The organism is Pseudomonas sp. 05L36 (genome assembly GCF_056398125.1).
This window is the reverse complement of sequence record NZ_JBFTOU010000038.1, coordinates 1-26,720: the sequence shown is the minus strand read 5'-3', so window position 1 is coordinate 26,720 and position 26,720 is coordinate 1. Positions and strand designations below refer to the sequence as shown.

The following is a 26,720-nucleotide window of genomic DNA, read 5'->3' as shown; positions in this document are numbered from 1 at the left end:
TGCTTTTTGTCAAAGCGAGCAGAACTTGCTATCAGGACCCGCTGTGAGGATTGCAACACTTCTTGAATGGGGCCTGTTTGCTCTATAACCGAAAAGGATAGTCACGATATTCTATTGCAGCTATACGTGATCCCGCTCTCGGCCAGGAATCGGAATACAAACTGTCTGCCATGGGGCCAGGCTGTGTGAAAACGTCTGAGATTGTCTAATCTTCTGAGCGTCTAGATCGTATCGGGGGCGATCATGAAGCGATTCATTGAAGGTGAGGCCCGGACGCAAGTCACGTTGCTGCCGGAGTGCCTGGACGATTACGTAGCCGAAGAAAATCCAGTGCGAGTGGTCGACGTTTTCGTCGATGAACTCGACCTGGGTGCACTTGGGTTTGAGGGTGTGCCCTGCAGATCCGATTGGACCATGATCCAGGGAAGATGAGGGTTCGCCGACAGACTGTTGAGCATTCTTTCGGAACGCTCAAATATTGGATGGGAGCTACCCACTTCCTGACTAAAACCCTACCGAGGGTAAGTACCGAGATGAGCCTTCATGTGCTCGCCTACAACCTCAAACGAATGATGAGCATCTTCGGCATCGCAGGGCTGCTTGAGGCGATCAGGGCGTAAATCCAACCGCTTGCTCACCCGTTAGTGGCCGCTGATTCCACAGGCAACCTTCGCGACTCTCAGCCTTCAATGCAGTCAGCGTGTTTTCACACAGCCTGGACCCAAAGCGGCCTGTCGTAGCTGGCACACAAACGCCACTGCCTCCTGAACAGCGACGTTGTCTTGAGTCGTTACTCGGCCTGGTAATCGGCAACGAGCTTGTCCAAAAATACGAATAGCTTCTGGTTCATCGCATCGTAATCGTTAGCCCGCAACGCGGCTGGTTGCTGAACAAAACGCCGGTCAGTGAGCGTTATCAGTTCCGCCTCCGATGCCTGGATCAGCAGTTCCACGACGTCTTTGGTGAGCTCCACATGGCATTGAAAGCCGTACACCAGTTGGTGGTATTCAACGATTTGACGCGGGCAACCCTTGCTGTACGCAATGATCTTGGCGTCCAGGGTGAGCCCTGGCATGTCATTGTGCCAATGGCCGACTTCCAGGGTTTCCCCGAAGTGCGAAAACTTCGGATTAGCCAAACCCTCTTGGGTTAAATAAATCGGGAATTTGCCAATTTCCTTTTCAGGGCTGTGGTTGAACGTGGCGCCGAGTGCTTCCCCGATCAATTGCGACCCCAGGCAGGATGGCCGCGCTGTTTCGTCGGCTCGATCAGATGTGACAAAACCCGGTCTGGCGCTGGGCTTTTCTACTTTGTGCAGGGCTCGGATGGAATGAGGACGACTAAATCCGTATCACCTATGTCGACACCCGCTTGTGAAAGCAAGGTAGTAACTTGTCCGCGGTGATGCGTCTGATGGTTGAAGAAATGCATGACCAAACCATAAAAGCTCCTGTCAGCGGGTACTCCCTTCATGTTTGTGTAATTGAGGGTGTGATCTAAATCCGAATCTGTAATGGAGCGAGCCCATGCGACAATTATCTGATCGAGCGACACTCTATGTGCCGAAAGCTCCCGGATATTTGAGAACAGTAACTGGTCGAGGCTTTCAGGGGCGGGAAGCTGCCGAATCGGCTCCAGAGCCAAGTGGTTAGCTGGGTGCCTGGCGAATCGCTTTAGCCAGATAGTGTCCCCGGCCACCAAGTGGTTCAACGTCCCGAGAATAGAACCAAAGAATGCTTTCCTATCCACTGAGAGCTCTTCATGTGGCAAGCTTCTGGATGCCTCATAAATCTTTGCGTTCATCCACTCGTTATAGGTCGCCATCAGGCAAATATGGTTGGGGCGGCTCATCGTGTTCATCCTTTGAGTGAATACTTGATAAGCGATCCACGCTCATCCTGAAACCCAGTCTAGTGCTGGGCTTTGTTGTTTCTGAGGTGATGCAACAGGGAAAGGGACCACTTTTGCTTGGTAAGCGCCCGGTAAAGTCATCTGACTTTCACCTGACAACCAACCTGATAGAGAAACAATCGAACGCGCTTATCGGGAAAGCTCACATACCATTACAGCCATCCCAATTTCAGCCAGGTCAGTTTTGAAAGGGATTTCACCGACCTTTTGGAAACCGAATCCCTCATAGAAGCGCCGGGCGCTTGAATTGGTCTTGAGTACGTCAAGCCAGAGCAAGCGTTCTCCGCGCTCTATCGCTCGGTTGCAAATGAAATGCAGAAGCTGTTTCCCATACCCTCGTCCTGCTTCAGATTTGAGGAAGTAAATCTTTTGAAGCTCCGCGCCCACTGTGCCAGTTAGAGGCGCAGGCGTTGACCAGTTAACTTTGGAAAAACCTACGACCCTACCGCTTTCGTCTGAGACTATAAGCCACAAATGGCGAGCGGATGATTCGAGTGATTTTCTGAGCGTGCAGTGTGAGAAGTCTTGATTGAGGAAGCCCTGCATGCCGGCGAGAGACCAGATGGCCGAAAAATGCTCTCGGTAGGTCTCACAGCCGACTTCACGTAGAACATTGAGGTCGGCTTTAGTCGCTTCACGAATGTTGATCATATTCTTCCCCGGTCTATTCGCATGAAGAGTTTGATGGGAGCTCCCGGCGACGAAATTTGTCTTAGTTGCTAAGGGCCGGCCTGCGCTCGGGTTCTATCGTCATCAAAACAGAATGTAAGCACCAGACCAATCGTAGGCGAACGGTGAACGGCGCACCCACCTTGCATGATTATGCCGGCTGCCACTTATGCGACAGCAGACTGGATCAAACTCATGATCGCCGCCGCCCGTTTGCCGCTGCGTAGCGATCCGGCAAACATCCAGTTCGAGCGCCCAACCAGGTGGATCTCCTGGATCTCGTCCTGGGACATTATCCATTGGTCCAGGGATTTCTCGTCCTTGCCGATCGAGAGGATCTTTATCTGACATGACCTTCTCCTTAAGAATATTTGCCTTATCTTCGCGGCATGAGCACAACGCCACTACAGTGCTGCGTGTCTGGCCACCGTCCGCTTCTGGCCGTTCTCTGCCGATCATGGTTACAAAGCGTGCTGTTCAAATCCGATGCAATCGGTGGTCAGAACGAATGCAAATGACTGGTCAGGTCGAATGCAAGCGGGTGGTCAGGTGGAGTGAAATTTCGCAGTCATCTGACATGGTCGCTTCTCCAGTTCTTGTAGAAATCGTGGCAGCGACCAAAAAAATGGCCCGCATGCGGGCGGGCCAAATGGGAATTCTTCAAAGGAGCAGGGTTAATCTGCGCTCCACCATGTGAGCGATTGGTGAAAAGCATGTCGCAGAAACGAAAAAGCCCGGCACATTAGCCGGGCTCTCTGTAGATGGGCCAAATCCCTTTGGCTGACTGCATTGTGCTTGGTAGGTGTGACGAAGGCATGACAGGGGCAGATACGAGAAGCCCGGCTCTGGACCGGGCATTTGAGTTACATCGGTACGACCGCCAAGCCGCTACAACATCTCGCCGTCATACCACGCGCCTACTCCGCCTTCCCCCGCACACTTCTTCTCGCCTTCATAACCCGCCAGCTAGTTTGTGCCGTTCAATGGAGAACCCTGCGACTCTCTCCAATCCTGATCCGATCAAGCGCCCGGTTTAATGCGTCCAAGGCATCGAGGAGAGCTTTCGCCTCGGCTTCCCGGCCATCCCCCCATAGGCGTTCAGCCATTTTGTTCAGGGCTTGGATAGAACGCTCAATTTCAGCAGCAGTCACTGCTGCTTTACTGTCCGTCAGCTTCTTCTTCATTGAGTAACCGTTTACAGAGCATTGCTTGTATTTCAGATCTAATGCGAATACGTCTCGCCAGACGCATGGCTATTCAGCCTTCCGGACAATCCTTCCCGCTTTCACCTCATCTGTGTAAGCAGTCAGCCGATCAGCTTGCTCATGCAGCTTTTCGATCGTCTCCATTGCCTCCAGAAGCTCTGTATCCCCGCGCTGTTTTGCAAGCCTGAACATTTCCAGGGCAGCTTCTTCGAGGGAATATGCAGCGGCTTTCAAGTCGCGGCGTAACTCTTGATTGGGTTTGTTAAGTGCCATGACAACCTCCTGCCAATCCCTTCCGCGATCATTGGCAGTGGTCTGCCTTCGCCGGCCGGACTACCTGACCTGCACCGATTTCTTTAATCCAGCCATCTAACCGATTCTCACCTTGCTGGAAGATTGTGATCATCCTTCGAAGCGCCTCAGCGTCTGGTCCATTACCTGCGTGGCTTAGCCGCTCGGCAATCCGAACTAACTCCACGGCCGACCACTTCAGATCAGAGGCGACACCCTGCAGATCGCGCTTCAGGTCCTGCACTGGTTTGTTGAGCCCCATCATCACCCCTTACAAGTCCCCACAACACTAATCCGATATTCAGCTGCGAAATTGCACTCTACTTGATCACCCGGTTGCATTCGACCTGACCAGTCATTTGCATTCGTTCTGACCACCGATTGCATCGGATTTGACCAGCACGCTTTGTAACCATGATCGGCAGAGAACGGCCAGGAGCGGTCGCTGGGATAAAGCTGAAACAACCAGAATCTACTTCCCTTCAAGCTTTCGTTTCAGTCGCCCGAGATCACTATTGACGATCAACTTATGGGCTAGACCTACCGGCAACATGTAGATGCGCCCAAAGACGTTATGCGTTACGACAGATGATGTGATCGTGAACACTCGATCTGTTATCGAAAGGCAAATCATGACATCCAGATGCCGGTCACGTTCGGTCAGAACCAGTATGTCGGGGGCACTATGCTCCACCAGAAAGAAATCCAGCTGTTCGCCAGCGTGTACTGTCTCTCGCCTAGCGCCGGAGAACCCGCCGATCCGCTTCACGCCGAATAACGAGGAAATCGCGTCCCTCGTTCGGAAAGCTAGCCGCATGAACAGTCCCGGTTCGGCCGTCATGATGTTCCAAGCGTCAAGAGTGGTTATTTCAACAGGGAGTGGAACCGACCTGCTGTCATAGTAATCAAGATCGGACAGTGCACGCAGAGTGTGAGCAGGTGATGTGGTAGCCAAACATTATCTCCTTCAGTTGCCCGACTGCCATTCCTGATAAAATCGGAAGCTGATTATCATGTAGCCATGCTACGTCATGATTACCCCCAAATCTCCCTTAGCTGTTCGCTGGGTGAATATCTGACGGCTACAGGTCGGTATGGGTCGCGAGCTGCCCTTCACTACCGGCGGTTCTCGTTGCGAAGTGGTCATCGAACCTTGCGGCATCCATTTTGCCTTCCTGCTGACTCTTTCAATCCCACCTTCAAGGACTGAACCTTTGATCGCATCCCCCGCCAAACTCCTTTTCCTGCCCGGAGCCTCGGGTAACACCCGGTTTTGGCTTCCGGTTGCTGAGCGCCTGGCCCACCCGGCGCAGCAGGTCCATATCGGCTGGCCCGGCTTTGGAGACACTCCGCCCTTGCCTGGCGTGACCGGCATGGATGATCTGGTGGCTCGCGTGCTGTCCGAGATCGACCGGCCCGTAGCGCTGGTGGCGCAGTCCATGGGCGGTATAGTCGCTGTGCTTGCAGCGCTTGAACGCCCTGAACTGATCACGCACCTGACGCTGACCGTCACCTCTGGCGGGGTGGATATGTCTGCTCTGGGCGCGCATGACTGGCGCCCGGATTTTGCTGCCGCCAACCCGACACTGCCGAGTTGGTTTCTCGACGACCACACCGACCTCACGCTCCGGTTGGTCGAGTTGCGCATGCCAGTCCTGCTCCTCTGGGGAGATTCTGATCTGATCAGCCCCGTTCGCGTCGGCCAGCGCCTTGCTCAACTGTTACCCCGCGCTGAACTACACGTTTTCCCTGGCGCCGATCACAATCTGGGTTTTACTCACGCAGCCGAAGTGGCAAGGTTGATCGAGAGACATCTGGTCTGCTGATGAGCGGAGCACTTGTTGCCACCGCTTCGGACTGATTGTGCGGCCCCGTGCGTTTCAAGACCTCTCGGATAACGGACAGACAACCGGTGGCATATCGCGCCTAACCTCGCCGGATACTCTGCGCAAACCGCATAGAGATGAAAAAAAGCGTCGTTAAAAGTGTACGAACCAGGATTGAGTCTATGACATGCGATTTTGCACCTGGTTAACCTGCTATGGGGCCATTTTCTGCCAACTGTGACAGGCCGAGAACGGCCAAAAGCAATGGGATGGACTCCTCCTCACTTCGGCATCCTGAGTGCCAGACTGAAGGTGCGAACCCTGGGCTCAGTGAAGAGGAGCGTAACAAGGGCACCGCTACGCTCATCGCTATTGCCGGTTTGATCGTCAACATCGTCAGTGCCCTGCTGCTGGGCCACGGGCACAGTCATGGGCACGATCATGTTGATCATGGCCATACCCATGCTCATCACGGGAACGACAACAACCTGAAATCGGCCTATGTCCACGTCATCGCAGACGCGCTGACGTCGGTTCTGGCCATCGCAGCGCTGCTCGCTGGTCGGTATCTGGGTTGGGTATGGCTGGACCCGGTCATGGGCATCGTCGGCGCCATCGTTATCGCGCGTTGGGCATGGACCTTGATGGGGGTCACCGCAGGTGTATTGCTGGATCAAACAGACGCGCACGTTGCCGAGGAAATCCGCGAACTGGTTGAGAAACCGGGGGATGCCACCATCACAGACTTGCACGTCTGGCGGGTTGGACCGCAAGCCCATGCGGCCATCGTCAGCGTCCTTGATGAGTCCAGTGCGAACGCCGACAGCATTCGTGAACGTCTCAAACCGGTTCACGAAGTCAGCCATCTGACGGTCGAATTTCGACCGGCCTGATTCAGCGCCTCCCCTCCATTATCTCCAAAGGAACTTGCGATGCCTCCAGGGAAACGTGAACTGGCGCGGATCGAACACTGGTTGATAACCACGCTGACCGAAGCGTGCGAAACAGCAAAAGGTGAAATCAAAGGCTTTACCTGGCTCACCCACACTGCTGACCTGAACGCGTTGGCTGAAACCCTGAAGGTGATCTGGGTGTTCGAAACCTTGGCTGACAGAAAGCTCGCCCAGGTAGTCGCGAAGGCTCGCATCTTTGAGCTGACGGCCATCGCGTTGAATGAGGCCTACATCGATCTGAACCTTTCAGATCGCTCCCAGTAACGCGTTGGCGTCGCCCACACAAAAAACTGGCTTGCTGGCGCTCAGCAAGGTTGCAGTACTGCTTTCACTGCTTCCACCGAGCGTTCGACGTCCCTTGTTGTCATGGCATTGAACATCGGCAGCGAAACGATCAGACGGCCAACCCGTTCTGCAATCGGGAACATACCTTCCTTGAAGCCGCGCGCGCGGTACAAGCTCAATAAGTGGATCGAGGGGTAGTGACAGCCGATGCCGACACCGTGCTCTTGCATCTGCTCCATAAACGTGGCCCGGGCCGGCTTACCGTCCTGACGCTCTGGCAGCACTAGCTGAAACATGTGCCAGTTGCTGTTATCGAAATCGGCGACCGGTAGTTGAGCACCGTATTTCGCTTCGAAATCACTGCCGAGGCACTCGAAATAGTATTTAGCCAACTCTCGACGATGGGCAGTGATCGCTTCAATATGCGCGAACTGGTCCAGGCCGATGGTCGCGGCAATGTCGGTCATATTGTATTTGCCGCCCAGGACATCCACATCCAAACCATCGAAGCCGCTGCGAGTGACACCCTGCAACCGGTGTTTCTCGGCAAGACGTGCCTCTTCGAGATTATTCAGCACCAAGCAACCGCCTTCGGATGAGGTGATGTTCTTGTTGGCTTGGAAGCTGAAGGACACAAAATCACCAAAAGCCCCGATGCGCTCGCCTTTCCAGGACGAACCCAGCGCTTGTGCAGCATCCTCCACCACCCGCAGGTTGTGTTTTTTCGCCAGCGCATATAAACGATCCATATCCAGCGGCAGACCCGATAGATAGACCGGAATGATCGCCTTGGTCCGTGGTGTGATTGCCGCTTCGACTTGAGCCAGATCGATATTGCGAGTGACTGGATCAACGTCGACAAACACGGGGGTCGCACCCACTTCAATGATCACGTTGGCCGTTGCAACCCACGAGATCGGAGTGGTGATGACTTCGTCACCAGCACCGATACCCGCGATGCGCAAGGCGATCTCCATGGTGCAGGTTCCGGAATTGAACGTCCGTACCGGGCGTCCGCCGAAATAGTCCGAGAGCTGCGCTTCGAATAACTGGACCTTAGGCCCACTGGTAATCCAGCCGGAGCGCAAGACGTCGCCGACGGCTGCGATCGTGGCTTCGTCGATAGAGGGTTTGGCAAACGGCAGGAAGTCTGGATAGTTCATGATGGTCGTGAAGTCCTTATATATTTGTTGGAGTAATCGACAGCCTGTGAATAAGGAGTTGGCGGGAACACGTAGACGCTTTCGGTCGCAGCCACGTAGCTGAAGCACTGCAATGTCGGCCATCAGCATCCAGCTAGAGACTCAACAGATTGGTAGCGGGTGCGCCCGGTCGTCCAGGCGCCTTGCCGCGCGCCTGGTTTTTCACTCAACGATGACATCAGCCTGGCGGCGATAGCTCGGGGTATGAGCCCGCTCACCACAACCACCGACAATAAATCTCTCGCCCCTGTGCAGCTGACGAGAATACGGCGTTATACCACCGCGGCAGCCGTGGCGGGTTCACCGTCGACCACTACGTTGTACGGTGCCTGTTCGCGATCACGCAGGCCGTAATCACGAATCACCGATGTCACGCGCACGCGATAGTCATCGAAGATTTTGTCGCGCCCGGCGCGCTGGGCCGACAGGTGGGCTGTCACGTTGCGCCACTGCACCACGGCTTCCTCATCGCGCCAGGTGGTGACCGACATCACCTTCTTGGGGTTCAGCGTGCTTTGAAAGCACTCGACGGAGATAAACCCGCTCATGGGTTCAAGCAGCGGGGTCAGCTTGTTGACCAGGTCAACATAGGTCTCGCCCTGGCCTGGCAGTGCCTGCAACTCAAACAAAACTACGATCATTCTTGACTCCTCATCCTTGACGGTATTTTTCAGGTGGTTTTACATGGTGCAAATGCGGGGGGGAGGTTGCCCGACCGCCTTTAGTGTTTTATCGGGGTGCCCAGGTTGTTCAGCCAGGCCCGCATGACGTGGCCCGCGGCGCGGGTCAGGCGGTCGCCGAGGTTAATGGCCTCGCTCCGCAACGCAACAGGATCGATGCCGGTTTGTGCCAGTTCGCTGGCATGGCCAACCAGCCATTGCTCGATGTTGGCGGTATCGGCTTCGAGGTGAAATTGCAGGCCGAGAATCGTGTTGCCCACGGCGAACGCCTGATGAGCACCCACCTGGGTACTGGCCAGCAGCACAGCGCCTTCCGGCACATCGAACTGGTCGCCATGCCAGTGCAGCACGGGGGTGTCCATCAGCGCGGCGAGCGGCGAGTCCTGACCGGCCGCGGTCAGGGTCAGCGGTGAAAAACCGATCTCCTTGACCCCCATCGGGTAGACGTTGGCGTGCATGGCCCGGGCGATCAATTGCGCACCGAGACAGATACCCAGCAGGGGATTACCGGACGCAACGCGCTGGCGCACCAGCTTCAATTCGTCGTGCAAAAACGGATACAGCTGCTCGTCATGGGCCCCGATAGGGCCGCCGAGTACGATCAGCAAGTCGGCCTGCAACACCTGCTCGCTGTAGATGGCGTCGACCGTGGGGTCCAGGTAAATCAGCGTATAGCCTCCTTCGGCCAGAACGGCATCCAGGGTGCCAACGTCTTCGAAGTGAATGTGGCGCAATGCAATGGCAGTTTTCATGGAAAAACCCAGTTGTTGAAGTAAGGACGGTAACGGTTCATGCCGTGGTGGTGAGTTCGACCTTGATCGTCCCGGATTGCGGGAAGGTGCAGCAGGCGAGGGCGTAGCCTTCGTCCTTGTCCTTGTCCGTCAGGCAAAAGTCGGGCTCAAGGGTGTAGTGACCCTCCGACACTTTCAGCCGGCAGTGACCGCAGATGCCGGCGCGGCAAAGGCTGCGCACCGCAATACCGCTGGTTTCGAGCATCTCCAGCAAATTCTTGCCGGCGGGTGGCTCCAGCACCTGATCGTTGTGGTTCAAGTACAGGCGCAGCGTCGCGTCGGTCTGAGCCTCGGTCTGTGCGGCGGTGACCGGCGCGGCCGGTGGCGTGAATGACTCGATCAGCAAGCGGCTGGCGGGGAACATGGCCAGCGTGTGTTCGCGCATGCCCTGGGCGAAGCCATGGCTGCCGCAGATCACCACGCTCTCGGGGTTACCCAGCCGGCTCAGGTCCTGGGCTTGGGGACGACCGGCGCTGAAGTGCCCGTTGTTGTTGACCGCTTCGCGGGTGACGAACACCTGCAAGGAGAACCACGATGTGGTCAGCTCAAGCTCCAGCAACTCATGTAGAAACGGAATCTCGGCGATGGTCGGCACACACAGCAGCAGGCTCACATCGGGCACCGCCAGTCCGCGTCGCGCGCGCTCGACCAGGCCGCGCAGCAACGCAATCGGCAAGGTGATGCCGATGCCGCCGGCGAGCATGCCGATTTGTCGGCAACCCAGAACCGACTCCAGCGAAATATCACCCGCCACAAACTGCACCGAGGTGGTCGAGCCGGCTTGCAGCGTAGCGTGCAACTGGTCCGAAACCCCGCCATGGCCTTCGCGCTTGACCGCAATGTCGAACCGGTCGGCGCCGCGCTTGCGCGTGATCGAATACAGCCGCTGGTGATGGGTGCCCGCCATGTCAGCGGCGTGCAGGGCCACGTGTTTTCCTGCTTCCAGGCTGTCGAGGAATTCGGCGGTTGCGTCCACCGCGCGCAGGGTGAAGACTTTTACGTTGGCCGTTTCAATGGTCACGTGTTCGCACTGGGCCTGGAGGGACGTCATGGCGTTCATGCGCGGGCCTTCTCGCCTAAGGTTTCAATGGCATGCTCGGCACTGCTGAGGCCGTTGCCGGTCAAGCCGATCCGGTCTATCAGGGCTTCGAGCGAGTCGGTGTAGACGCTGATTTCGTTGTTGTCGCCTACGTCATGCAGGATCTCGCCGGCATGGGGGAAATCCAGCATCGAAAACACGGTGGACCATGCGCCCATTTCGTTATTGGCGAACATCTGCACCGTGCGCAGGATGATCGAGCGCAGGTACTCGCGTTCCTTGCGGCTCAGGCCATTGACGATGTCGGAAGCGACGAAGCTGAAGACGCTGGAATGGCTCCACTCGTCCATAGCATGGGTGCGCGTGACCTCATGGCACACCGCCTGAATGCTGGCGTCCTCGGCCATGGTCTTGAGGTAGTCGGTGATCAGCGTTTCGCTGGCGCACGCGACGCCGAAGCGGGTCAGGCGTCGCTCCCATTCGGCGGTGCAGTTTGCCAGAAGGGCTTCGCGCCAGGTCACCAGGTTGAAGGCGCTGAAATCCAGCGGGGTGAGTTTGCGCATGTCATAGATATAGTTGCAGGCCATGATGGACATGCGCGTGTGCAGGGCTTCGTCGAGCAGTGCCTGAGACATCACGTCCTGCAGCAGGGCGCGGTTGTTGCTCGGCGGCGGGGTCTTGATAATGTCCTCGCAGGCAGGCACGACCACATTGCATTCGATGTAGATGGTCTTGAGGTTGTAGATGCCCCACGCGTAAGACAGGCATTTGGATTGCAAGTCCTGGGGGGCTTCGAGCCAGGCCTGGTGATGACGAAACGGCAGCAGCGACAGACTGAAGTCGTGCTTGTCGGCATCAAAGGCGAGGCCCCAGTAGTTCGGTTGCGGGTTGTTGACGGCGGCGCGGGTTTTCCAGAGCGTGGATAGTTTGGCCAGCATGTTTTTTACCACGTCATCGGTACCACAATTCAAACGTTCCATGTTTTAACTCCAAGGAAATCGACTATTGGTGTTCGGGTTTACCGTGCAGTCCTTGCAAAAATAACGGGTCCGCACAAGCGGGGGGTGGGGGGGGCAGCGCAATCAATGCGGGACGGTGCCCTTCAAGTCTGCGGCAAAAACACACTGGGGCTATTGACCCAGGTCACTTGAATGCCACTTGGAGTGCCATCACTTTTCGGGTCCTGGCCATGGACCGCTCCTGCATCAGGGTCAGTACAACGGTCAGGCCCATGAAAGCGGCGCTGGCCCAGAAAATTGCGTCGGGGTGGCCTTGGTCGAGCAGCCAGCCGAACCCGATGGGGCCGATGGCGCCACCGATATTGAAACCGGTAGAGACGATGCCGAAGGTTTTGCCTTCGGCGCCCTTCGGGGCGGCCGCACGTACCAGCATGTCGCGGGACGGTGCGATCACCCCGGTCAGGAAACCCGCTGTCCCCAGCACGACCAGCAGCGCCGGCTCGCTCAAGCGTGCCGTGGCGACCAGCAGCATCAGCGCGGTGGCCAATGCAAACGCGCTGGCTGCCACTACGCCATGGCGGCGGGTCCGGTCGGCCAAGGCTCCCCCTGCCAGCACGCCGAAGGCGCTGGCAAAGAGGAAGGCGGTCAACGCCGAGTTGGCCCAGGTCAAGGCCACGCCCTGGCCTTGCATCAGGGCGGCGACCGAGAACTTCTCAATCGCGCCGGTGCTCAGGTTCAGCAGCACGAACAACAGGGCCAGGCTTAGCACCATAGGCGAGAGCAGTGACAGGCGACGGGCACCGAGGGGTGTCGGGTCGGCGGCGGGATGCAGGCGACTGACCCGGGCCAGTGCGGAGCCAGGGATCAACAACAGCGCCAGCGCGACAAACCCCACCAGTGCCGCCGCCGCGAAGGCCATGGCCGGGTTGCTCGCCACCGCGATACCCAGCAAAAACACAGGGGCCACGGCCGCGCCAAGGAAGCCGGCAAAGGTATGCACGGAGAACGCCTTACCGATGTGGGCGGGGTCAATGTGTCGGGACAGCAGGGCGTAGTCGGCCGGGTGATAAATGGCGTTGGCGACGCCGGCCAGCGCCATGCCGATCAACAAACAGGTGTAGCCGGGCAGGAGTGCAATCAGCAGGAAACTGCTGCTGCCCAGTGCTAGCGCGACCAACAGCAAGCGCCTGGCACCGTGGCGGTCCACGGCAAACCCCATGGGCGCCTGTACCAGCGCCGTGACGATATTGAACAGGCTCAAAGCCAGGCCCAGCTCAACATAATCCACGTTGAAAAAAGCCGGAAGCAGGGGGAACAGCGCCGCCAGCACCATGATGTGCAAATGACTGACAAAGTGCGCTGCGGCGACCTGAGGCAACAACCCGATACGAATCGTCATGGCGAAACCTGTGTGATGAGCATGGCAAAACCGGCGCAGAGCTTAATGAGGTGATGGTCTTGTGCGATAGTCCATTACCGATGAGTCCACCAGACCATTTTGAATGGCTGCGACTTCACGACGCCTGCCCCTGCGTAGACGTGTGGCAGCGGCATTGAGCGCGGTGGTCTGCAACGTCGGCACGAACTGGTATGGTTGGCCGGTCCGTGGGCGGCTAGGGTAGTGCGGCGTGTTATCGGGCGTTTACACAGGGAGTGACCATGCCGCATTTCGCTTATCGGGAGGGCCACGCGCTGCCAGGGGTCAGTGGCGTTGCGCTGCCCCAGGTGGACGGGGAGGTGTGGCGCGCCATCGACGCCGAGCGTCAGCGCCAGGTGCAGTCAATCGAGCTGATCGCCGCCGAAAACGTGGTCAGTCGTGCGGTGCTCGAGGCCCAAGGGTCGGTGCTGACCAACAAATATGCCGAGGGCTACCCAGGGCGTCGCTATTACGCCAGTTGCTGCAATGTCGATGCAATTGAAGAACTCGCCATCGAGCGGGCCAGGCAACTGTTCAGCTGTGCCTATGCCAACCTGCAACCCCATTCGGGCAGCCAAGCCAACCAGGCTGTGTTTCTGGCTCTGCTGGCGCCGGGGGACAAGATCCTGGGCCTGGACCTCAAGTCCGGTGGGCACCTGTCCCATGGTGCTGCGTTCAACTTGTCCGGGCTCTGGTTTCAGGCCCTCAGCTATGGCGTGCACCCGGTGACCCATAGGGTCGACATGGATCAGGTCGAGCAGATCGCCCGACAAGAACGCCCACGCCTGATCATCGCAGGGGCCTCGGCGTATTCACGGGCGCTGGATTTCGCCCGGTTTCGTGCGATTGCCGACGAGGTGGGTGCGTTCCTGATGGCCGACATCGCCCACGTCGCCGGGCTGGTCGCGGGTGGTGCGTATCCGTCTCCAGTGCCGTTCGCCCACGTCACCACCCTCAGCACCCACGCCACGTTGCGCGGTCCGCGTGGCGGGATGATCCTGTGCAATGAGCAGGCAATTGCGCAGAAGATCAATGCGGCTGTGTTCCCCGGCCTGCAGGGCGCGGCACTGATGCACACCGTAGCGGCCAAGGCCGTGGCGCTGGGCGAGGCATTGCAACCGGCCTTCGGCGCTTATGCCCACGCCGTGGTCGCCAATGCCCAGGCCTTGTGCGGCCGATTGGCTGAAGGTGGGCTGTTGGTCGTGTCGGGCGGCACCGACTGTCACTTGGGGGTGATTGACCTGCGGCCCTGGGGCCTGGTGGGGAATGTCGCCGAGCGTGCGTTGGAGGCAATCGGCATTACCGTGAACAAAAATGTCGTGCCCGGCGATGAGGTCAAGCCCACCGTGACGTCCGGCATTCGTCTCGGCAGTGCGGCGTGCACTTCGCGTGGCATGGGGGTCGATGAATTCAGGGAGATCGGCGACATGATTCTGGCCATGCTCGGTGGCGTGCGCAGCGGTGCCCTCGACGGCCGCACTGAACGCTCGATTCGTGAAGGCATAAGCGACCTGACCAAGCGTTTCAGGCTGCCGTATTAACCGCCTGCGTTTTTTTTGAAAAGGAATACCAATGCCCGGCATCATCCCCACCGGCCGCCTGGCGGCAACCCGCACGTCACGGTTCAGACTGTTCACCACCGCCAAGCCTCAACCCGTCATCGCGGTTGAATGCCCCAAGCTGCCCAAGCGTGCGCGGATGGCCGCCCAGGCCCAGCAGTTGCTGATGAACTATGCGCTGGGCCATTAGATTTTCAGGGCGTTGGCCAGGCGCAACATGGCGGCTTCGATTTCATACGCGGTCAGGGAGGAGTATCCCAGCAGCCAGCCCTGTTGCTTCGGGTCGCCCGCGTACAAGCCGCTGAGGCCGGACAGTTGCACGCCGGCAGTGGCGGCTTGGCGGATGGTTTTTTCCTCGGACCATCCGGCTTTCAGCAAGCAGGGGATTTGCAACCCGCCCGGCGGCAGTTCGGCGGTGACCACCGTGCTCAAGTACTTGCCGATGGCATCGTGCATGATCGACCGGCGTCCGGCATACAGCTTGCGCATGGCCCGGACATGCGCGTTGTAATGGCCGTCTTCCATAAAGCGCGCCAGTGTCAGTTGCAGCGTTTGCGGAGTGTGGCCGTCCATCATGCTGCGCGCATAGGCAAAGGGCTTGACCAGCTCGGAGGGCAGCACCATATACCCCATGCGCAGGCCGGGGTAGAGGGTCTTGCTGAACGTGCCGATGTAGAGCGTGCGCTGATACTTGTCCAGGCCCTGCACGCACGCCGTGGGTTGCCCGTCGTAATGGAACTCGCTGTCGTAGTCATCCTCGATGATCCACTTGCGTTTTTGCGCCGCCCAATTGATCAACTCAAGACGCCGCTCCAGCGGCAACGTCGCGCCGGTGGGGTATTGGTGCGAGGGCGTGACATACACGCAATTGGCGCCGCTGCGGTCGGCGTACAGCAGGTCGGTGCGGATGCCCCGTTCATCGACATCAATGGGCAGCACCTTGGTTTCGGCGATTTCGAAGGCCTTGCGGGCGCCGTAATAGCCGGGGTTTTCCAGCAGAATCGGCTTGCCGGCGTCCACCAGCAACTGCGCGCTCAGATACAACGCCTGACGCGTACTGCTCAATACCAGCACCTGGTCGGGGGAGCATTTGGCGCCGCGTTCGAGGTTCAGGTAGGTGGCAATCGCTTTGCGCAGGGGCTCGGCCCCTTGTGGATCGCCATGCAGCAGCACATTCGCGCGATAGTCCTTCATGACCTGGCGCTGCAAACGCTCCCAGACATCCGTCGGGAAGTTGCGGGTTTCCGGCAGGCCGGTGGCGAATGCCTTGATGACTTGCTGATCGCGCACGCCGCCGGTGTCGAAGATCATCCGCCCGCGTTGGCTGAGTTCGGCGCCCGGTGCGGCGACGCTGCTCCTGACTTCCTGAGCCTTGAGGCGTCGGCGGCCGGCACCGCGCAATTCGACGCCCACCGTGTCGCAGACGTAACTGCCGGCGCCTTCGCGGCGCACGATAAACCCGTCCCGATGCAACTGCACATAGGCGTTCTCAACGGTGTCGCGGGCGCAGCCCAGTGACTTGGACAGCACCCGCGTGGCGGGCAGTTTCAAGCCGGGGCCGAGGGCCCCGTCGAGAATCAGCGCACGCAACGCACGCTGGATCCGCTGGTGCAAATCCAGCAGCTGAAACTCAGCGTCGTTGAGGCGCATCTTCAGGGTTTCCAGCTCGAAGGTCTTTGCCATGTGGTCTGCTCTCTTTCCATGAACTGGCAGGTAAAGGCAGGCCAGTTTATCCGTAGACTCTGGCCCTCGCCACCCTAGGCTTTACCTCGGTGATTACGCACAGGGCGAGCGTTCTTGAACAGGAGTTACTCAACCATGGCTCGGTCACACAACTTCAGCGCAGGCCCCACCGCGGTGCCGTTGGACGTCCTCACTCAGGCGCACGAGGAGTTTTTCGATTTTGCCGGCACCGGCATGTCCGTGATGGAAATCAGCCATCGTTCGCAGGTGTTCATGGCGGTGGCCCGCGAGGCCGAACGGGACCTGCGCGATATCCTCGGGGTGCCGCCCGCCTACAAAGTGTTGTTTCTGCAAGGGGGCGCCTCGTTGCAGTTTGCTCAAGTGCCGATGAACCTGATAGGCGATAAAGGCACGGCGGATTACCTGCACACCGGCCTCTGGTCGGGCAAGGCGATCGAGGCCGCACGGCGCTACTGCGATGTGCGCGTGGTTGCCAGTGCCCACGCGTCCGGTTTCGACCGCGTCCCCCACGCCTCGGACTGGCGCCTTAACGCCGACGCCGCCTACTTGCACTACACCGAGAATGAGACGGTGCACGGCGTGCAGTTCATCGACACGCCCGCGAGCGACGCGCCGCTGGTGTGCGATGCCTGTTCAAGCCTGCTGTCCAAGCCGATCGACATCGCCAGGCATGGGCTGGTGTATGCCGCCGCGCAGAAAAACATGGGCGTGGCCGGGTTGACGGTGGTCATCGTGGACCCGGCGTTGCTGGAGCGTTCCCATGCCTTTACCCCGGACATTCTCAACTACGCGCGCATCAGCGACGCGCAGTCGATGCCCAATACCCCGGCGACCTTCCCCTGGTACCTCACCGGCCTGACGCTCAAGTGGATCAAGCACAGTGGCGGCCTGCAGGCCCTACATCAGCGCAACCAGGCCAAGGCGCGAATGCTGTACCGCGCCATCGATGGGAGTGACGGGTTTTATCGCAACCCTGTGCAGTTACCGTATCGCTCCATCAACAACGTGCCCTTCCGGCTGGCCGAGGCGGCGCTGGAGAAGGCCTTTTTGCGGAGCGCCGAGCAGGCCGGCCTCAACGGCCTCAAAGGCCACGCCAGCGTCGGCGGCCTGCGCGCCAGCCTCTACAACGCCGTTTCAGTGCCGGCGGTCGAGGCGCTGTGCGATTTCATGAACGCGTTTGCGCGCGAGCATGGATGAGCCGGCCGCGCAAATTGGTCTGGTCTGCTGCGTTAAAGCGTAGGGGTAAAACCTGCCATTCAACGGCTATAAATGACCGCTTACCAGCGGCCGGATACATCGTCCAGCAAGGAGCCAAGACCTATGTCATCTACTCAATCCCTCTCGTCCCTGCGTCTGCGGGACCTGCTGCACCCGGTGGTTGCCGGGCTGATTTCGGTGATCGTCAATTACGGCGGCACCTTCATCCTGGTGTTTCAGGCCGCCAAGGCCGCAGGGCTCAGCCCTGAGTTGACGGCGTCGTGGGTTTGGTCAGTATCGATCGGGGTAGGGGTGACCGGGCTGTTCCTCAGTTGGGTGAGCCGCGAGCCGATCATCACCGCCTGGTCGACCCCGGCGGCGGCTTTTTTGATCGTCGCCTTGGCGACCACACCCTACGCCGAGGCCATCGGGGCGTACATGATTTCGGCTGCAGCGTTCGTGCTGCTGGGCGTGTCCGGCTACTTTGAAAAAGCCGTTCGTCTGATCCCGCCCGGTGTGGCAGCGGGCTTGTTGGGCGGCATCCTGCTGCAGTTCGGCATCGGTGCGTTCGCCAGCATGAGCGTCGACCCGTTATTGGTCGGGGTGTTGATCGGCGCCTACATCGTGTTCAAGCGCTTGAGTGCGCGCTATGCGGTGGTCGGCATTCTGGTGCTGGGGCTTGGCTTTCTGCTGATGCAGGGGCGCGTGGATTTCACGGGGCTGGCGCTGGAGTTTGCGACACCGGTGTTCACACGCCCTGAGTTCTCGGTCAATGCGTTGTTGAGCGTGGCGTTGCCGCTGTTTCTGATCACCCTCACCGGGCAGTACATGCCGGGCATGCTGGTGCTGCGCAATGACGGGTTCAACACCAGTGCCAACCCGATCCTCAGCGTGACCGGGCTGGGTTCTTTGCTGATGGCGCCGTTCGGTTCCCATGCCTTCAACATCGCGGCCATCACGGCCGCCATCTGCACTGGCAAGGAAGCGTCTGAAGATCCGTCCAGGCGCTGGATCGCAGGCGTGGCCGCGGGCATCTTCTACATCTTGGTGGGGATTTTCGGCGTGACCCTGGCGGCGGTGTTCATGGCCTTCCCGGCGACCTTCATCACCACCCTGGCCGGGCTGGCCCTGTTGGGCACCCTCGGCGCGAGCCTGGCCAATGCCATGGCGGACGTGAAATCGCGGGAAGCGTCGCTGATCACCTTTCTGGCCTGCGCGGCCAATATCACCCTGCTGGGCATCGGCGGCGCGTTCTGGGGCCTGGTCATCGGCCTGGCGGCCTACGCCGTGCTCAATGGGCAGTTGCCGCGTCGTGAAAAGACTGCTGTCCCACAGGCCGAACCGGTTGCAGTGCCCACCAAAGGAGCGGCCAACTGATGCCTGATCCAACCGAAGACCTCAACATCCTGCATGCGCGCCATGGCCGTTACCCACAGGCCGACAGTGTCGAAGACTTTCGCCGCAACCTGGCCGCCGTGCAGCAACGCATTGCCCGGGCGTGCCGTCGGGTAGGGCGGGACCCGGCCGGTGTGCGCTTGCTGCCGGTCAGCAAAACCTTTGATGAAGCTCATCTGCGTCTGGCCTATGCCGCCGGTTGCCGCCTGTTGGGCGAGAACAAGGTGCAGGAAGCACAGCGCAAGTGGGAAGCCATGACCGACCTGCAAGACCTGCAATGGTCGGTGATCGGCCACTTGCAGACCAACAAGGCCAAGCAGGTCGCACGTTTCGCCAGCGAGTTCCAGGCCCTGGACAGCCTGCGGGTGGCCGAGGCGCTGGACCGTCGCCTGCGCATTGAAGGTCGGCAGATGGACGTGTTCGTCCAGGTCAATACCTCCGGCGAAGCCAGCAAGTACGGGCTGGCGCCCGATGACGTGGCGGCTTTCCTGGAGACTATGCCAGCGTTCCCGACACTGCGGGTTCGCGGGTTGATGACGCTGGCGCTGTTCTCGGCCGACGCGGTGCGGGTGCGCCCTTGCTTCGTCCGGCTGCGTGAATTGCGCGACCGCTTGCGTCATTGCGCCCCTGATGGGGTGTCGCTGCAAGAGCTGTCGATGGGCATGTCGGGTGACTTTGAAATCGCCATTGAAGAGGGCGCGACCGTGGTGCGCGTCGGACAGGCGATCTTCGGTGCCCGAGCCATGCCGGATGCGTACTACTGGCCGACCGCCGATGCCCGCCCCCTCAGTGAAGACACGTTGTTGTCGATCACTCCCAGCCGTTGATCCCCCTCTACAGGAAGGCCCGCAATGTCCGCTGCACCCGCTTACCTCATGCACACCTCAGCCCGACAACCGGTTTCGTTCAGCCGAGGCCAGGGCGCCTCGTTGTGGGACACCGAGGGTGTTGAATACCTGGATGCCATCGCCGGTGTGGCGGTGACGAGCCTGGGGCATGCCAACCCCGAAATTGCCGCGGCCATCGCCGAACAGGCCACGGTGTTACTGCACACGACCAACCTGTTTCGCATCCCATGGCAGGAGCAATTGGGCGAACGACTGTGCCTGCTCTCGGGCATGCAACGGGCGTTTTTCTGCAACTCCGGAGCGGAGGCCAACGAAGCGGCGCTCAAACTGGCCCGCCTGCACGCCAACGCCCGGCAGGTGACCCAGCCGCAAGTGTTGGTGATGGACAACAGTTTTCATGGGCGCACCCTGGCCACCCTCGCCGCCACCGGCAACCCCGCCGTGCATCGCGGCTTCGAGCCCCTGATGCCGGGCTTTGTGCGAGTGCCTTTCGACAACATCGAGGCGATTCGCCAGGTCGCGGCGCAGTCACCCGATATCGTCGCGGTGCTCGTCGAGCCGGTGCAGGGTGAGGGGGGCGTGCACGCCGCCTCTGCCGGCTACCTGCAGGCCCTGCGCCAACTGTGTGATGAACACGACTGGCTGATGATGATCGATGAAGTGCAGACCGGGCTGGGCCGCACCGGTACCTGGTTTGGCTTTGAGCATGCGGGCATCGAGCCGGACGTCATTACCCTGGCCAAAGCGCTGGGCAACGGTTTCCCCATCGGCGCGTGCCTGGCGCGGGGCAAGGCCGCCGAGCTGTTTTCCCCCGGCCACCATGCGTCCACGTTCGGCGGTAACCCGCTGGCGTGCCGCGTGGGCTGCACAGTGCTCGACATCATGCAGCGCGATCACATCCCGCAACGCGCTGCCGCCTCGGGCCGCCGCTTGTTGGCGGCCTTGAAGCTGGCGCTGGGCAACCATCCTGAGGTGGTGTCCGTTCGCGGCATCGGCTTGATGATCGGCATTGAACTCAATGGCCCGTGCGCCGAACTGGTCGGCCGGGCCCGTGAAGAACAACGTCTGCTGATCACCGTCACACGGGGCACCACCGTGCGCCTGTTGCCGCCGCTGATCTGCGATGACGCACAGATCGACGACATCGCCGCGCGCATCACGCGCCTGCTGTCACCCGCCGCTTGAATTCTTGACCAAGGACACTTTGCACATGTACGACTCGACGCTGACCCTCAACGCTTTCGACCCTGAGCTGTATGAATCGATTCACAACGAAGAGCATCGCCAGGAAGACCATATCGAGCTGATCGCCTCGGAAAACTATGCCAGCCCGCTGGTGATGAAAACCCAGAGCACGGTGCTCACCAACAAGTACGCCGAAGGCTACCCCGGCAAGCGCTATTACAGCGGCTGCGAATACGTCGATGTGGCCGAGCGGCTGGCCATCAAGCGGGTCAAGGCCCTGTTCGACTGCGACTACGCCAACGTGCAACCCCATGCGGGCGCCCAGGCCAACGCGGCGGTCTTCCTGGCACTGATCAACCCCGGTGATACGGTGATGGGCATGAACTTGGCCCAGGGCGGTCACCTGACCCACGGCAACCCGGCCAACTTTTCGGGGCGTCACTACACCATCGTGCCTTACGGACTGGACCCGAAAACCGGCTTTCTTGACTATGACGAGATGGAGCGAATCGCACTGCAGACGCGCCCCAAAATGTTGATCGGTGGTTTTTCCGCGTATTCGCGGTACAAGGACTGGGCACGCATGCGCAGCATTGCCGACAAGGTAGGGGCTATCTTCTGGGTCGATATGGCCCACGTCGCCGGGCTGGTCGCCGCGGGCGAGTACCCGGACCCGCTTCCCCATGCGCATGTGGTCACCAGCACCACGCACAAAACCCTGCGCGGGCCACGCGGCGGTTTGATTTTGTCCAAGGGACAGGATGATGCCTTCTACAAAAAGCTCGACTCCGCTGTGTTTCCCGGCGTGCAGGGCGGGCCGCTGATGCACCAGATCGCGGCCAAGGCCGTGGCGTTCAAGGAAGCGCTTGCGCCGGAGTTCAGCATCTACCAGACCCAAGTGGTCATCAACGCCCGGGCCATGGCCGGGGTGTTGCAAAAGCGCGGGTACAAGATCGTCTCGGGCGGCACCGACAACCACATGATGCTGATCGACCTGTCCGACAAGCCCTACACCGGCAAGGAGGCCGACGCGGCCCTGAGCAGTGCCTATATCACCGCCAACAAAAACTCGGTGCCGAATGACCCGCGCTCACCGTTTGTGACATCCGGCCTTCGTATCGGTACCCCGGCGGTGACCACCCGCGGGTTTGGTGTGGAGGCCTGCGAGCAAGTGGCCGGCTGGTTGTGCGACGTACTGGACGCCCTGGAAAACGGAGGCAGCGACAAGGTCGGGCACCACGTGCGCGAACAGGTTGTCGCGCTGTGCCGTCGTTTTCCGGTCTATCGCTGAGTCTGGCCCGGCCATTGCCTGATCGGGTGGTGGCCGGGTGTTCAGCTGTTTTATCAGGCGATCCCCTTGGCCACACCCACGCGCCATTGACCAGGTAATTGCCCACAATCCGCGACTTGTACACTCGCGGATTGGGGTTCGCCAACGTGCGCGCATTACGCCACAACCGATCCAGTGCCTTGTTGCTCGCCGTGGCACTCGCCCCCAGCGCATCGAACAATGCCGTCGTCGCTGCCAACGTGGCGTCCACCACCGGATTCACCGCCAGGCACACTTCCAGCTCCGCCAATACCACCTGCGGGTCGTCGTCCGCATGGTCGATCACGTATTGCGCGGTGCGCTCCAAGCGCTGCGCAGCCTGCTGGGCGATGGCCTGGGCGGCGTATGCCTGGCTGGCGACTTCGCCGATCACTTGCAGCAGTTGCACGCAGAAGAAAGAAAATCACGGTCGAATCACTGACGCGGTATCGATCCGCGAACGCCCAGCCGCGGCTAAGGATCGGGCGGTTCCAGGTCATTGGGAGGGTGACCTGCTGTGCGGAAGCAGGAACAGCCAAATTGCCACTCTTGTTGAGCGTCATACCCGCTACGTAATGCTGGTGAAGTTGGTCGGTAAGGATAGCGAGACGGTCATCAGCGCCCTGATAGAGAACGCCCGCAACTTACCCCAAGAACTCTACAAATCGCTGACGTGGGATCGCGGCAAAGAGATGGCTGACCATAAGCGCTTTACGGTGGCTACCGACATCAAGGTCTACTTCTGCGATCCTCATCGTCCTTGGCAACGGGGATCGAATGAGAACACCAACGGGTTGTTAAGGCAGTATTTCCCGAAAGGAACCGACCTTGCGGATCACTCGCAAGCCACGCTCAATGAAGTCGCAAGGCAGCTAAATAGCCGCCCTCGGAAAACACTAGACTACGAAACACCGGCAGAACGATTTAGCCAATCTGTTGCGTCGACCGGTTGAATCCACAGCCAAAAGCGGTCTTTCACGACGGCCATTTAAGACGTGCGGACGACCCATCAATGCCAGAGCTCACGATTGTTCCAGTAAGGCAAACCATCTATTGATAGTGCACCCAAAAATGTTTTGGTCACTTCAACATCACAAGTACCCGGAAATATCAGCTTACGCCTCCGCTTACATCCGGTGATGTTCCAGCAAGAAGTCCACGAACAATCGCACCCGCGCCGGCATTGTCGCCCCGCCGACGAACACCGCATGAATCGGTTCCTGGTCGCCGGGATTCCAGGCTTCGAGCAGCGGTATCAGTTGGCCGCGCTGCAGATCCTCGCTCACGCTGAATTCGCCAATGCGCGCAATGCCGGCACCTACTCTCGCGAGTTGTGCCAGTGCTTCACCACTGCTGCATTCGATGTTGCCGTTGACCTTCAGGGAGAACTCTCTTCCGTCGCGGATGAACGGCCAGTTCGGTTCGGCACGCCGGAAGTTGAAGCGTAGGCAGTTGTGCCTTAGCAAGTCTTCCGGTTCCTGGGGAATGCCGTGCCGCTGCAGATACTCGGGAGATGCCACCACTACCTGGCCGGTGTCGCCGATCCTGCGCGCGGTCAGCGGGCTGTCTGGCAGATGACCAAAGCGCACCGCCACGTCCGCCTGGCCACCGAGAATGTCGACCACTTCGTCGCCGAGCGTGAGGTCGACGACGATGTTCGGGTAACGAGCGCTGAATGCTGCCACCAAAGGAACGATGGCCAGCCGTCCATGGCCAAGGGCGGCGCTAACCCGCAATCGGCCCTTCGGTACGCCCTGATCGGCAATGGCTTCTTCAACCTCGTCCATGTCGGCCAGGATACGCCGGGCACCCCGCAGGAAAGCTTCGCCCTCGGCGGTGAAGGTGATCGCTCGTGTGGTGCGCAACAGCAGGCGGGTGCCAAGACGTTGTTCGGCCCGTGCGATGATGCGACTGACCGCCGAGGGTGTCAGCCCCAATGCACGCGCGGCGGCCGACAGGCTGCCTTCCTGCGCCACGGTGGCGAACACGCTCATTTCACCTGACCTGCCATTGAAGTCCACTTGTGCCCCTTACGCAAAGGTGATTGCCGAAAATGCTATCTACCGCCTCAAAAGGTTGGATCGTAGCATTGGCGGCATAGATAAGGAGCCTTCCATGCGTATCAATCCACCACTTGTCGCACTCGCCATCGGTGCCTTTGGCATCGGCGTTACTGAGTTTGCCCCTATGGGCATGTTGCCGGGAATCGCTGCGGATCTGGGCGTTTCCATTCCCGCCGCAGGTCTGTTGGTCAGTGCTTACGCCTTGGGCGTACTGCTCGGCGCGCCGCTGATGACCCTGACCACCGGCAAGATTCCCCGGCGATATCTGTTGATCGGACTCATGGCGATTTTCACCCTGGGTAATCTGATGTCAGCCCTGGCCACCGATTACTACAGCCTCATGGTCGCCAGGGTGGTGACCTCACTGAACCATGGTGCATTTTTTGGCGTTGGCTCCATCGTCGCCGCCAGCGTGGTCGCCCCGGAGAAACGTGCCGGGGCGGTTGCGGCGATGTTCATGGGCCTGACCCTGGCGACCATCGGCGGTGTGCCGCTGGCCGCCTGGTTTGGTGAACTGTTCGGTTGGCGCACCGCTTTCTGGGGAATTACCGGCCTCGGCGTGGTGACCATGGCCGCGTTGTGGTTCGCCCTGCCTAACCTGAAGACGCCGCAAAGCGTCGGTGTACTGGCCGAAATTCGGGTACTGGGCCGTGGCCCGGTGCTGGGGGCATTGGCCCTGACCGTAGTCGGCTCGGGTGCAATGTTTACCGTCTTCACCTACATCGCGCCGATCCTCAGCAGCGAGGCCCATGCGTCCACCGCCTACATCACCGCCATGTTGGTGCTGTTCGGTGTGGGGTTGACGCTGGGCAACATGTGGGGCGGCAAGGCCGCCGACCGCTCGATAGATCGCACCCTGATCGTTTCGCTGAGCGTGCTGATTCTCGTCTTGCTGGCGTTCACCGTACTGATGCGTTGGCCGCTGCCGGCCGCCGTTGCCATCCTGATATGGGGTATCGCCAGCTTCGCCCTGGTGCCGCCGCTACAGATGCGCGTCATGGAAGCAGCGAAGGACGCGCCCAATCTTGCCTCTGCGGTGAACATTGGCGCCTTCAATTTTGGCAACGCGATTGGCGCAGCGCTGGGCGGAGCGGTGATCAACGCTGGTCTGGGTTATCCGGCGATTTCCCTGGCCGGAGCGGCGATGGCTGCTCTGGGGCTGCTGATGGTGTTGGCTTATGCCTGGCGTTCCAGAACGATTGAAGCAGCAGTGGTGTGACGAAGATGGGGGGGAGTGGTTCGTTACCATCGATGAGTGGCGGCAAGTAGTAGAATTGCTGCCCTTGGCGAGGGGCGGCAATCGGTCAATTTTAGCCATTGCTGACCGGCAGCTTTGGGTCGGATAGCGACCACCAGCCATTGTGACTGATCCACCCTTGTCCTCCCCCTCAACGTGGAGGACGAGCCATGAACACTATTGCTAGATACAGCCATCAGCCTTGGAACAAGGGAAAGCTTGTCGGGCAGAAAGCTCCGCTTCGAGTCAGAGATATCTGGGCCATCCGCGTGAGACTTCAGCTTGCTGAGAAGACACGTGATTTGGCGCTTTTCAACTTGGCCATCGATAGCAAGCTGCGTGCCTGCGACTTAACCAAGTTGCGAGTCCGAGACATTGCCCATGGGGAGCATGTGTCGTCACGGGCCATCGTGATGCAGCAGAAAACTCAGCACCCAGTGCAATTTGAAATTACTGAGCAAACCCGAACGGTTCTGGAGGCGTGGATGCATCAGGCGCATCTCCGCAGCGAGGACTGCTTGTTCCCGAGCCGGTTGCACGCCTCAGAGCATCTATCCACCAGGCAATACGCTCGAATAGTCAAAGCGTGGGTGACAGCCATTGGCCTTGACCCAACCATGTACGGTACCCACACGCTACGGAGAACCAAGGCATCGTTGATCTATCGCAGGACGAAGAACCTGAGAGCTGTCCAACTCCTGCTTGGTCATACGAAGCTTGAAAGCACTGTCAGATACCTGGGAATCGAGGTCGATGATGCCCTGGAAATGGCAGAACAAACGGAGGTCTGATCATCCATAGTGACGGTCGATGCTAGACCGTCGCTATCCGACCCAAAGCAGCCCTTCCCTTGATGTATGTTTGTTGTCGCCATATGTTATTGGCATTCATGGAGGATTCTGACTGATGGCACGAGTGGGATTGATACTGACACCCGGTTTTGCGGACTGGGAATATGCTTTCATTGCTGGAACTGCGTCCCCGTTTTACGGGAT

Annotated in this window: 26 protein-coding genes and 7 pseudogenes; 16 read left to right on the top strand and 17 right to left on the bottom strand. The window is 59.5% G+C overall.

The features are described from left to right. Nucleotides 1-243 precede the first annotated feature (243 nt). Both AC1DKH_RS27705 and AC1DKH_RS27700 read left to right on the top strand, forming a co-directional pair. Nucleotides 244-393: pseudogene (locus tag AC1DKH_RS27705) on the top strand (IS5/IS1182 family transposase); the annotation flags it as partial. Between the two features lie 2 nt (nt 394-395). Further along, nucleotides 396-620, top strand: a pseudogene (locus AC1DKH_RS27700) (transposase); the annotation flags it as partial. 170 nt (nt 621-790) lie between these two features. Here the strand turns inward: AC1DKH_RS27700 and AC1DKH_RS27695 are convergent. From AC1DKH_RS27695 to AC1DKH_RS27660, 8 genes are all read right to left on the bottom strand, one after another. Further along, nucleotides 791-1,237, bottom strand: coding sequence for a glutamine amidotransferase-related protein (locus AC1DKH_RS27695; RefSeq protein WP_477799924.1), 447 nt, complete (start codon nt 1,235-1,237; stop codon nt 791-793). A gap of 68 nt (nt 1,238-1,305) precedes the next feature. Next, nucleotides 1,306-1,851, bottom strand: a complete 546-nt coding sequence (locus AC1DKH_RS27690; RefSeq protein WP_477799918.1) for a DinB family protein — start codon at nt 1,849-1,851, stop codon at nt 1,306-1,308. Between the two features lie 189 nt (nt 1,852-2,040). After that, a complete protein-coding gene (locus AC1DKH_RS27685; protein ID WP_477799917.1) occupies nt 2,041-2,562 on the bottom strand; it encodes an N-acetyltransferase family protein in 522 nt (173 codons plus the stop codon). Between the two features lie 185 nt (nt 2,563-2,747). After that, nucleotides 2,748-2,873, bottom strand: a complete 126-nt coding sequence (locus AC1DKH_RS27680) for a hypothetical protein (protein ID WP_477754924.1) — start codon at nt 2,871-2,873, stop codon at nt 2,748-2,750. 687 nt (nt 2,874-3,560) lie between these two features. After that, nucleotides 3,561-3,764 carry a hypothetical protein gene (locus AC1DKH_RS27675; protein ID WP_043302433.1) on the bottom strand — a complete coding sequence of 68 codons (204 nt, stop codon included), beginning with the start codon at nt 3,762-3,764 and terminating at the stop codon, nt 3,561-3,563. Between the two features lie 69 nt (nt 3,765-3,833). Then, nucleotides 3,834-4,058, bottom strand: a complete 225-nt coding sequence (locus AC1DKH_RS27670) for a hypothetical protein (RefSeq protein WP_008019294.1) — start codon at nt 4,056-4,058, stop codon at nt 3,834-3,836. Nucleotides 4,059-4,086: 28 nt separating this feature from the next. Then, on the bottom strand, nt 4,087-4,338 hold the full coding sequence (locus tag AC1DKH_RS27665; protein WP_043302427.1) for a hypothetical protein: 252 nt from the start codon (nt 4,336-4,338) through the stop codon (nt 4,087-4,089). A 210-nt stretch (nt 4,339-4,548) separates the two neighbouring features. Next, nucleotides 4,549-5,031 (bottom strand): DUF2867 domain-containing protein, encoded by a 483-nt coding sequence (locus AC1DKH_RS27660; RefSeq protein ID WP_128605297.1) that lies wholly within the window; start codon nt 5,029-5,031, stop codon nt 4,549-4,551. 259 nt (nt 5,032-5,290) lie between these two features. On the opposite strand from AC1DKH_RS27660, the gene AC1DKH_RS27655 reads away from it, so the two are divergent. The 3 genes and pseudogenes from AC1DKH_RS27655 to AC1DKH_RS27645 all read left to right on the top strand — a co-directional run. Then, on the top strand, nt 5,291-5,902 hold the full coding sequence (locus AC1DKH_RS27655; protein WP_477799923.1) for an alpha/beta fold hydrolase: 612 nt from the start codon (nt 5,291-5,293) through the stop codon (nt 5,900-5,902). A gap of 344 nt (nt 5,903-6,246) precedes the next feature. Continuing rightward, nucleotides 6,247-6,795 (top strand): annotated as a pseudogene (locus AC1DKH_RS27650) (cation diffusion facilitator family transporter); the annotation flags it as partial. 39 nt (nt 6,796-6,834) lie between these two features. Continuing rightward, nucleotides 6,835-7,113: pseudogene (locus AC1DKH_RS27645) on the top strand (hypothetical protein); the annotation flags it as partial. A 47-nt stretch (nt 7,114-7,160) separates the two neighbouring features. Here AC1DKH_RS27645 and AC1DKH_RS27640 read toward each other — a convergent pair. The 6 genes from AC1DKH_RS27640 to AC1DKH_RS27615 form a co-directional block, all read right to left on the bottom strand. Then, nucleotides 7,161-8,303 (bottom strand): DegT/DnrJ/EryC1/StrS family aminotransferase, encoded by a 1,143-nt coding sequence (locus tag AC1DKH_RS27640; RefSeq protein WP_477754917.1) that lies wholly within the window; start codon nt 8,301-8,303, stop codon nt 7,161-7,163. Between the two features lie 311 nt (nt 8,304-8,614). Further along, nucleotides 8,615-8,983, bottom strand: a complete 369-nt coding sequence (locus AC1DKH_RS27635) for an antibiotic biosynthesis monooxygenase family protein (protein WP_007985036.1) — start codon at nt 8,981-8,983, stop codon at nt 8,615-8,617. Between the two features lie 80 nt (nt 8,984-9,063). Beyond that, nucleotides 9,064-9,774 carry a glutamine amidotransferase gene (locus AC1DKH_RS27630; RefSeq protein ID WP_448093385.1) on the bottom strand — a complete coding sequence of 237 codons (711 nt, stop codon included), beginning with the start codon at nt 9,772-9,774 and terminating at the stop codon, nt 9,064-9,066. A 37-nt stretch (nt 9,775-9,811) separates the two neighbouring features. Next, on the bottom strand, nt 9,812-10,873 hold the full coding sequence (locus AC1DKH_RS27625) for a 2Fe-2S iron-sulfur cluster-binding protein (protein ID WP_477799916.1): 1,062 nt from the start codon (nt 10,871-10,873) through the stop codon (nt 9,812-9,814). Then, nucleotides 10,870-11,832 carry an AurF N-oxygenase family protein gene (locus tag AC1DKH_RS27620; protein ID WP_477754919.1) on the bottom strand — a complete coding sequence of 321 codons (963 nt, stop codon included), beginning with the start codon at nt 11,830-11,832 and terminating at the stop codon, nt 10,870-10,872. Before AC1DKH_RS27620 ends, AC1DKH_RS27625 begins: the two co-directional genes overlap by 4 nt. A gap of 163 nt (nt 11,833-11,995) precedes the next feature. After that, nucleotides 11,996-13,210: an MFS transporter gene (locus tag AC1DKH_RS27615; RefSeq protein ID WP_477754920.1), complete on the bottom strand. Its 1,215-nt coding sequence runs from the start codon at nt 13,208-13,210 to the stop codon at nt 11,996-11,998. 260 nt (nt 13,211-13,470) lie between these two features. Between AC1DKH_RS27615 and AC1DKH_RS27610 the strand changes: the two genes are divergently transcribed. Together AC1DKH_RS27610 and AC1DKH_RS27605 are read left to right on the top strand one after the other, a co-directional pair. Then, the gene (locus AC1DKH_RS27610) at nt 13,471-14,769 is read left to right on the top strand and encodes a serine hydroxymethyltransferase (protein ID WP_452627786.1); all 1,299 of its coding nucleotides are present in this window, start codon (nt 13,471-13,473) and stop codon (nt 14,767-14,769) included. Between the two features lie 31 nt (nt 14,770-14,800). Beyond that, complete coding sequence (locus AC1DKH_RS27605) at nt 14,801-14,977, top strand: hypothetical protein (protein ID WP_452627785.1); 177 nt, start codon at nt 14,801-14,803, stop codon at nt 14,975-14,977. Here the strand turns inward: AC1DKH_RS27605 and pdxR are convergent. Further along, nucleotides 14,974-16,470, bottom strand: a complete 1,497-nt coding sequence (gene pdxR, locus AC1DKH_RS27600) for a MocR-like pyridoxine biosynthesis transcription factor PdxR (protein WP_477754921.1) — start codon at nt 16,468-16,470, stop codon at nt 14,974-14,976. The genes AC1DKH_RS27605 and pdxR overlap by 4 nt on opposite strands. Nucleotides 16,471-16,605: 135 nt before the next feature. On the opposite strand from pdxR, the gene serC reads away from it, so the two are divergent. The 5 genes from serC (at nt 16,606) to glyA (ending at nt 22,407) form a co-directional block, all read left to right on the top strand. Beyond that, nucleotides 16,606-17,688 (top strand): 3-phosphoserine/phosphohydroxythreonine transaminase, encoded by a 1,083-nt coding sequence (gene serC, locus AC1DKH_RS27595; protein ID WP_477760423.1) that lies wholly within the window; start codon nt 16,606-16,608, stop codon nt 17,686-17,688. Nucleotides 17,689-17,811: 123 nt separating this feature from the next. Continuing rightward, complete coding sequence (locus AC1DKH_RS27590) at nt 17,812-19,065, top strand: benzoate/H(+) symporter BenE family transporter (protein ID WP_477799915.1); 1,254 nt, start codon at nt 17,812-17,814, stop codon at nt 19,063-19,065. Then, a complete protein-coding gene (locus AC1DKH_RS27585; protein ID WP_477799914.1) occupies nt 19,065-19,910 on the top strand; it encodes a YggS family pyridoxal phosphate-dependent enzyme in 846 nt (281 codons plus the stop codon). Before AC1DKH_RS27590 ends, AC1DKH_RS27585 begins: the two co-directional genes overlap by 1 nt. Nucleotides 19,911-19,934: 24 nt before the next feature. Then, a complete protein-coding gene (locus tag AC1DKH_RS27580) occupies nt 19,935-21,116 on the top strand; it encodes an aspartate aminotransferase family protein (protein WP_448093375.1) in 1,182 nt (393 codons plus the stop codon). Between the two features lie 25 nt (nt 21,117-21,141). Then, nucleotides 21,142-22,407 (top strand): serine hydroxymethyltransferase, encoded by a 1,266-nt coding sequence (gene glyA, locus AC1DKH_RS27575; protein WP_477755184.1) that lies wholly within the window; start codon nt 21,142-21,144, stop codon nt 22,405-22,407. Nucleotides 22,408-22,489: 82 nt separating this feature from the next. Here the strand turns inward: glyA and AC1DKH_RS27570 are convergent. After that, nucleotides 22,490-22,834, bottom strand: a pseudogene (locus tag AC1DKH_RS27570) (acyl-CoA dehydrogenase family protein); the annotation flags it as partial. Here AC1DKH_RS27570 and AC1DKH_RS27565 point away from each other — a divergent pair. Next, a pseudogene (locus tag AC1DKH_RS27565) lies at nt 22,833-23,378 on the top strand (IS30 family transposase); the annotation flags it as partial. The pseudogenes AC1DKH_RS27570 and AC1DKH_RS27565 sit on opposite strands and share 2 nt — an antisense overlap. 174 nt (nt 23,379-23,552) lie before the next feature. Here AC1DKH_RS27565 and AC1DKH_RS27560 read toward each other — a convergent pair. After that, nucleotides 23,553-24,446: a LysR family transcriptional regulator gene (locus tag AC1DKH_RS27560; RefSeq protein WP_477799913.1), complete on the bottom strand. Its 894-nt coding sequence runs from the start codon at nt 24,444-24,446 to the stop codon at nt 23,553-23,555. 94 nt (nt 24,447-24,540) lie between these two features. On the opposite strand from AC1DKH_RS27560, the gene AC1DKH_RS27555 reads away from it, so the two are divergent. The 3 genes and pseudogenes from AC1DKH_RS27555 to AC1DKH_RS27545 all read left to right on the top strand — a co-directional run. Beyond that, complete coding sequence (locus tag AC1DKH_RS27555) at nt 24,541-25,707, top strand: MFS transporter (protein WP_477799912.1); 1,167 nt, start codon at nt 24,541-24,543, stop codon at nt 25,705-25,707. 188 nt (nt 25,708-25,895) lie between these two features. Further along, nucleotides 25,896-26,516 carry a tyrosine-type recombinase/integrase gene (locus AC1DKH_RS27550; protein WP_477755187.1) on the top strand — a complete coding sequence of 207 codons (621 nt, stop codon included), beginning with the start codon at nt 25,896-25,898 and terminating at the stop codon, nt 26,514-26,516. A gap of 115 nt (nt 26,517-26,631) precedes the next feature. After that, nucleotides 26,632-26,720 (top strand): annotated as a pseudogene (locus AC1DKH_RS27545) (glutamine amidotransferase); the annotation flags it as partial.

Bases quoted from the DNA above. Each gene is read 5' to 3' on its own strand.
- serC (WP_477760423.1), top strand. From the start codon at position 16,606: ATGGCTCGGTCACACAACTTCAGCGCAGGCCCCACCGCGGTGCCGTTG.
- AC1DKH_RS27605 (WP_452627785.1), top strand. From the start codon at position 14,801: ATGCCCGGCATCATCCCCACCGGCCGCCTGGCGGCAACCCGCACGTCA.
- AC1DKH_RS27555 (WP_477799912.1), top strand. From the start codon at position 24,541: ATGCGTATCAATCCACCACTTGTCGCACTCGCCATCGGTGCCTTTGGC.
- AC1DKH_RS27620 (WP_477754919.1), bottom strand. From the start codon at position 11,832: ATGGAACGTTTGAATTGTGGTACCGATGACGTGGTAAAAAACATGCTG.
- AC1DKH_RS27685 (WP_477799917.1), bottom strand. From the start codon at position 2,562: ATGATCAACATTCGTGAAGCGACTAAAGCCGACCTCAATGTTCTACGT.
- AC1DKH_RS27690 (WP_477799918.1), bottom strand. From the start codon at position 1,851: ATGAGCCGCCCCAACCATATTTGCCTGATGGCGACCTATAACGAGTGG.
- AC1DKH_RS27550 (WP_477755187.1), top strand. From the start codon at position 25,896: ATGAACACTATTGCTAGATACAGCCATCAGCCTTGGAACAAGGGAAAG.
- glyA (WP_477755184.1), top strand. From the start codon at position 21,142: ATGTACGACTCGACGCTGACCCTCAACGCTTTCGACCCTGAGCTGTAT.
- AC1DKH_RS27610 (WP_452627786.1), top strand. From the start codon at position 13,471: ATGCCGCATTTCGCTTATCGGGAGGGCCACGCGCTGCCAGGGGTCAGT.
- AC1DKH_RS27580 (WP_448093375.1), top strand. From the start codon at position 19,935: ATGTCCGCTGCACCCGCTTACCTCATGCACACCTCAGCCCGACAACCG.
- AC1DKH_RS27670 (WP_008019294.1), bottom strand. From the start codon at position 4,058: ATGGCACTTAACAAACCCAATCAAGAGTTACGCCGCGACTTGAAAGCC.
- AC1DKH_RS27625 (WP_477799916.1), bottom strand. From the start codon at position 10,873: ATGAACGCCATGACGTCCCTCCAGGCCCAGTGCGAACACGTGACCATT.
- AC1DKH_RS27630 (WP_448093385.1), bottom strand. From the start codon at position 9,774: ATGAAAACTGCCATTGCATTGCGCCACATTCACTTCGAAGACGTTGGC.
- AC1DKH_RS27680 (WP_477754924.1), bottom strand. From the start codon at position 2,873: ATGTCCCAGGACGAGATCCAGGAGATCCACCTGGTTGGGCGCTCGAAC.
- AC1DKH_RS27585 (WP_477799914.1), top strand. From the start codon at position 19,065: ATGCCTGATCCAACCGAAGACCTCAACATCCTGCATGCGCGCCATGGC.
- pdxR (WP_477754921.1), bottom strand. From the start codon at position 16,470: ATGGCAAAGACCTTCGAGCTGGAAACCCTGAAGATGCGCCTCAACGAC.
- AC1DKH_RS27615 (WP_477754920.1), bottom strand. From the start codon at position 13,210: ATGACGATTCGTATCGGGTTGTTGCCTCAGGTCGCCGCAGCGCACTTT.
- AC1DKH_RS27665 (WP_043302427.1), bottom strand. From the start codon at position 4,338: ATGGGGCTCAACAAACCAGTGCAGGACCTGAAGCGCGATCTGCAGGGT.
- AC1DKH_RS27635 (WP_007985036.1), bottom strand. From the start codon at position 8,983: ATGATCGTAGTTTTGTTTGAGTTGCAGGCACTGCCAGGCCAGGGCGAG.
- AC1DKH_RS27590 (WP_477799915.1), top strand. From the start codon at position 17,812: ATGTCATCTACTCAATCCCTCTCGTCCCTGCGTCTGCGGGACCTGCTG.
- AC1DKH_RS27640 (WP_477754917.1), bottom strand. From the start codon at position 8,303: ATGAACTATCCAGACTTCCTGCCGTTTGCCAAACCCTCTATCGACGAA.
- AC1DKH_RS27675 (WP_043302433.1), bottom strand. From the start codon at position 3,764: ATGAAGAAGAAGCTGACGGACAGTAAAGCAGCAGTGACTGCTGCTGAA.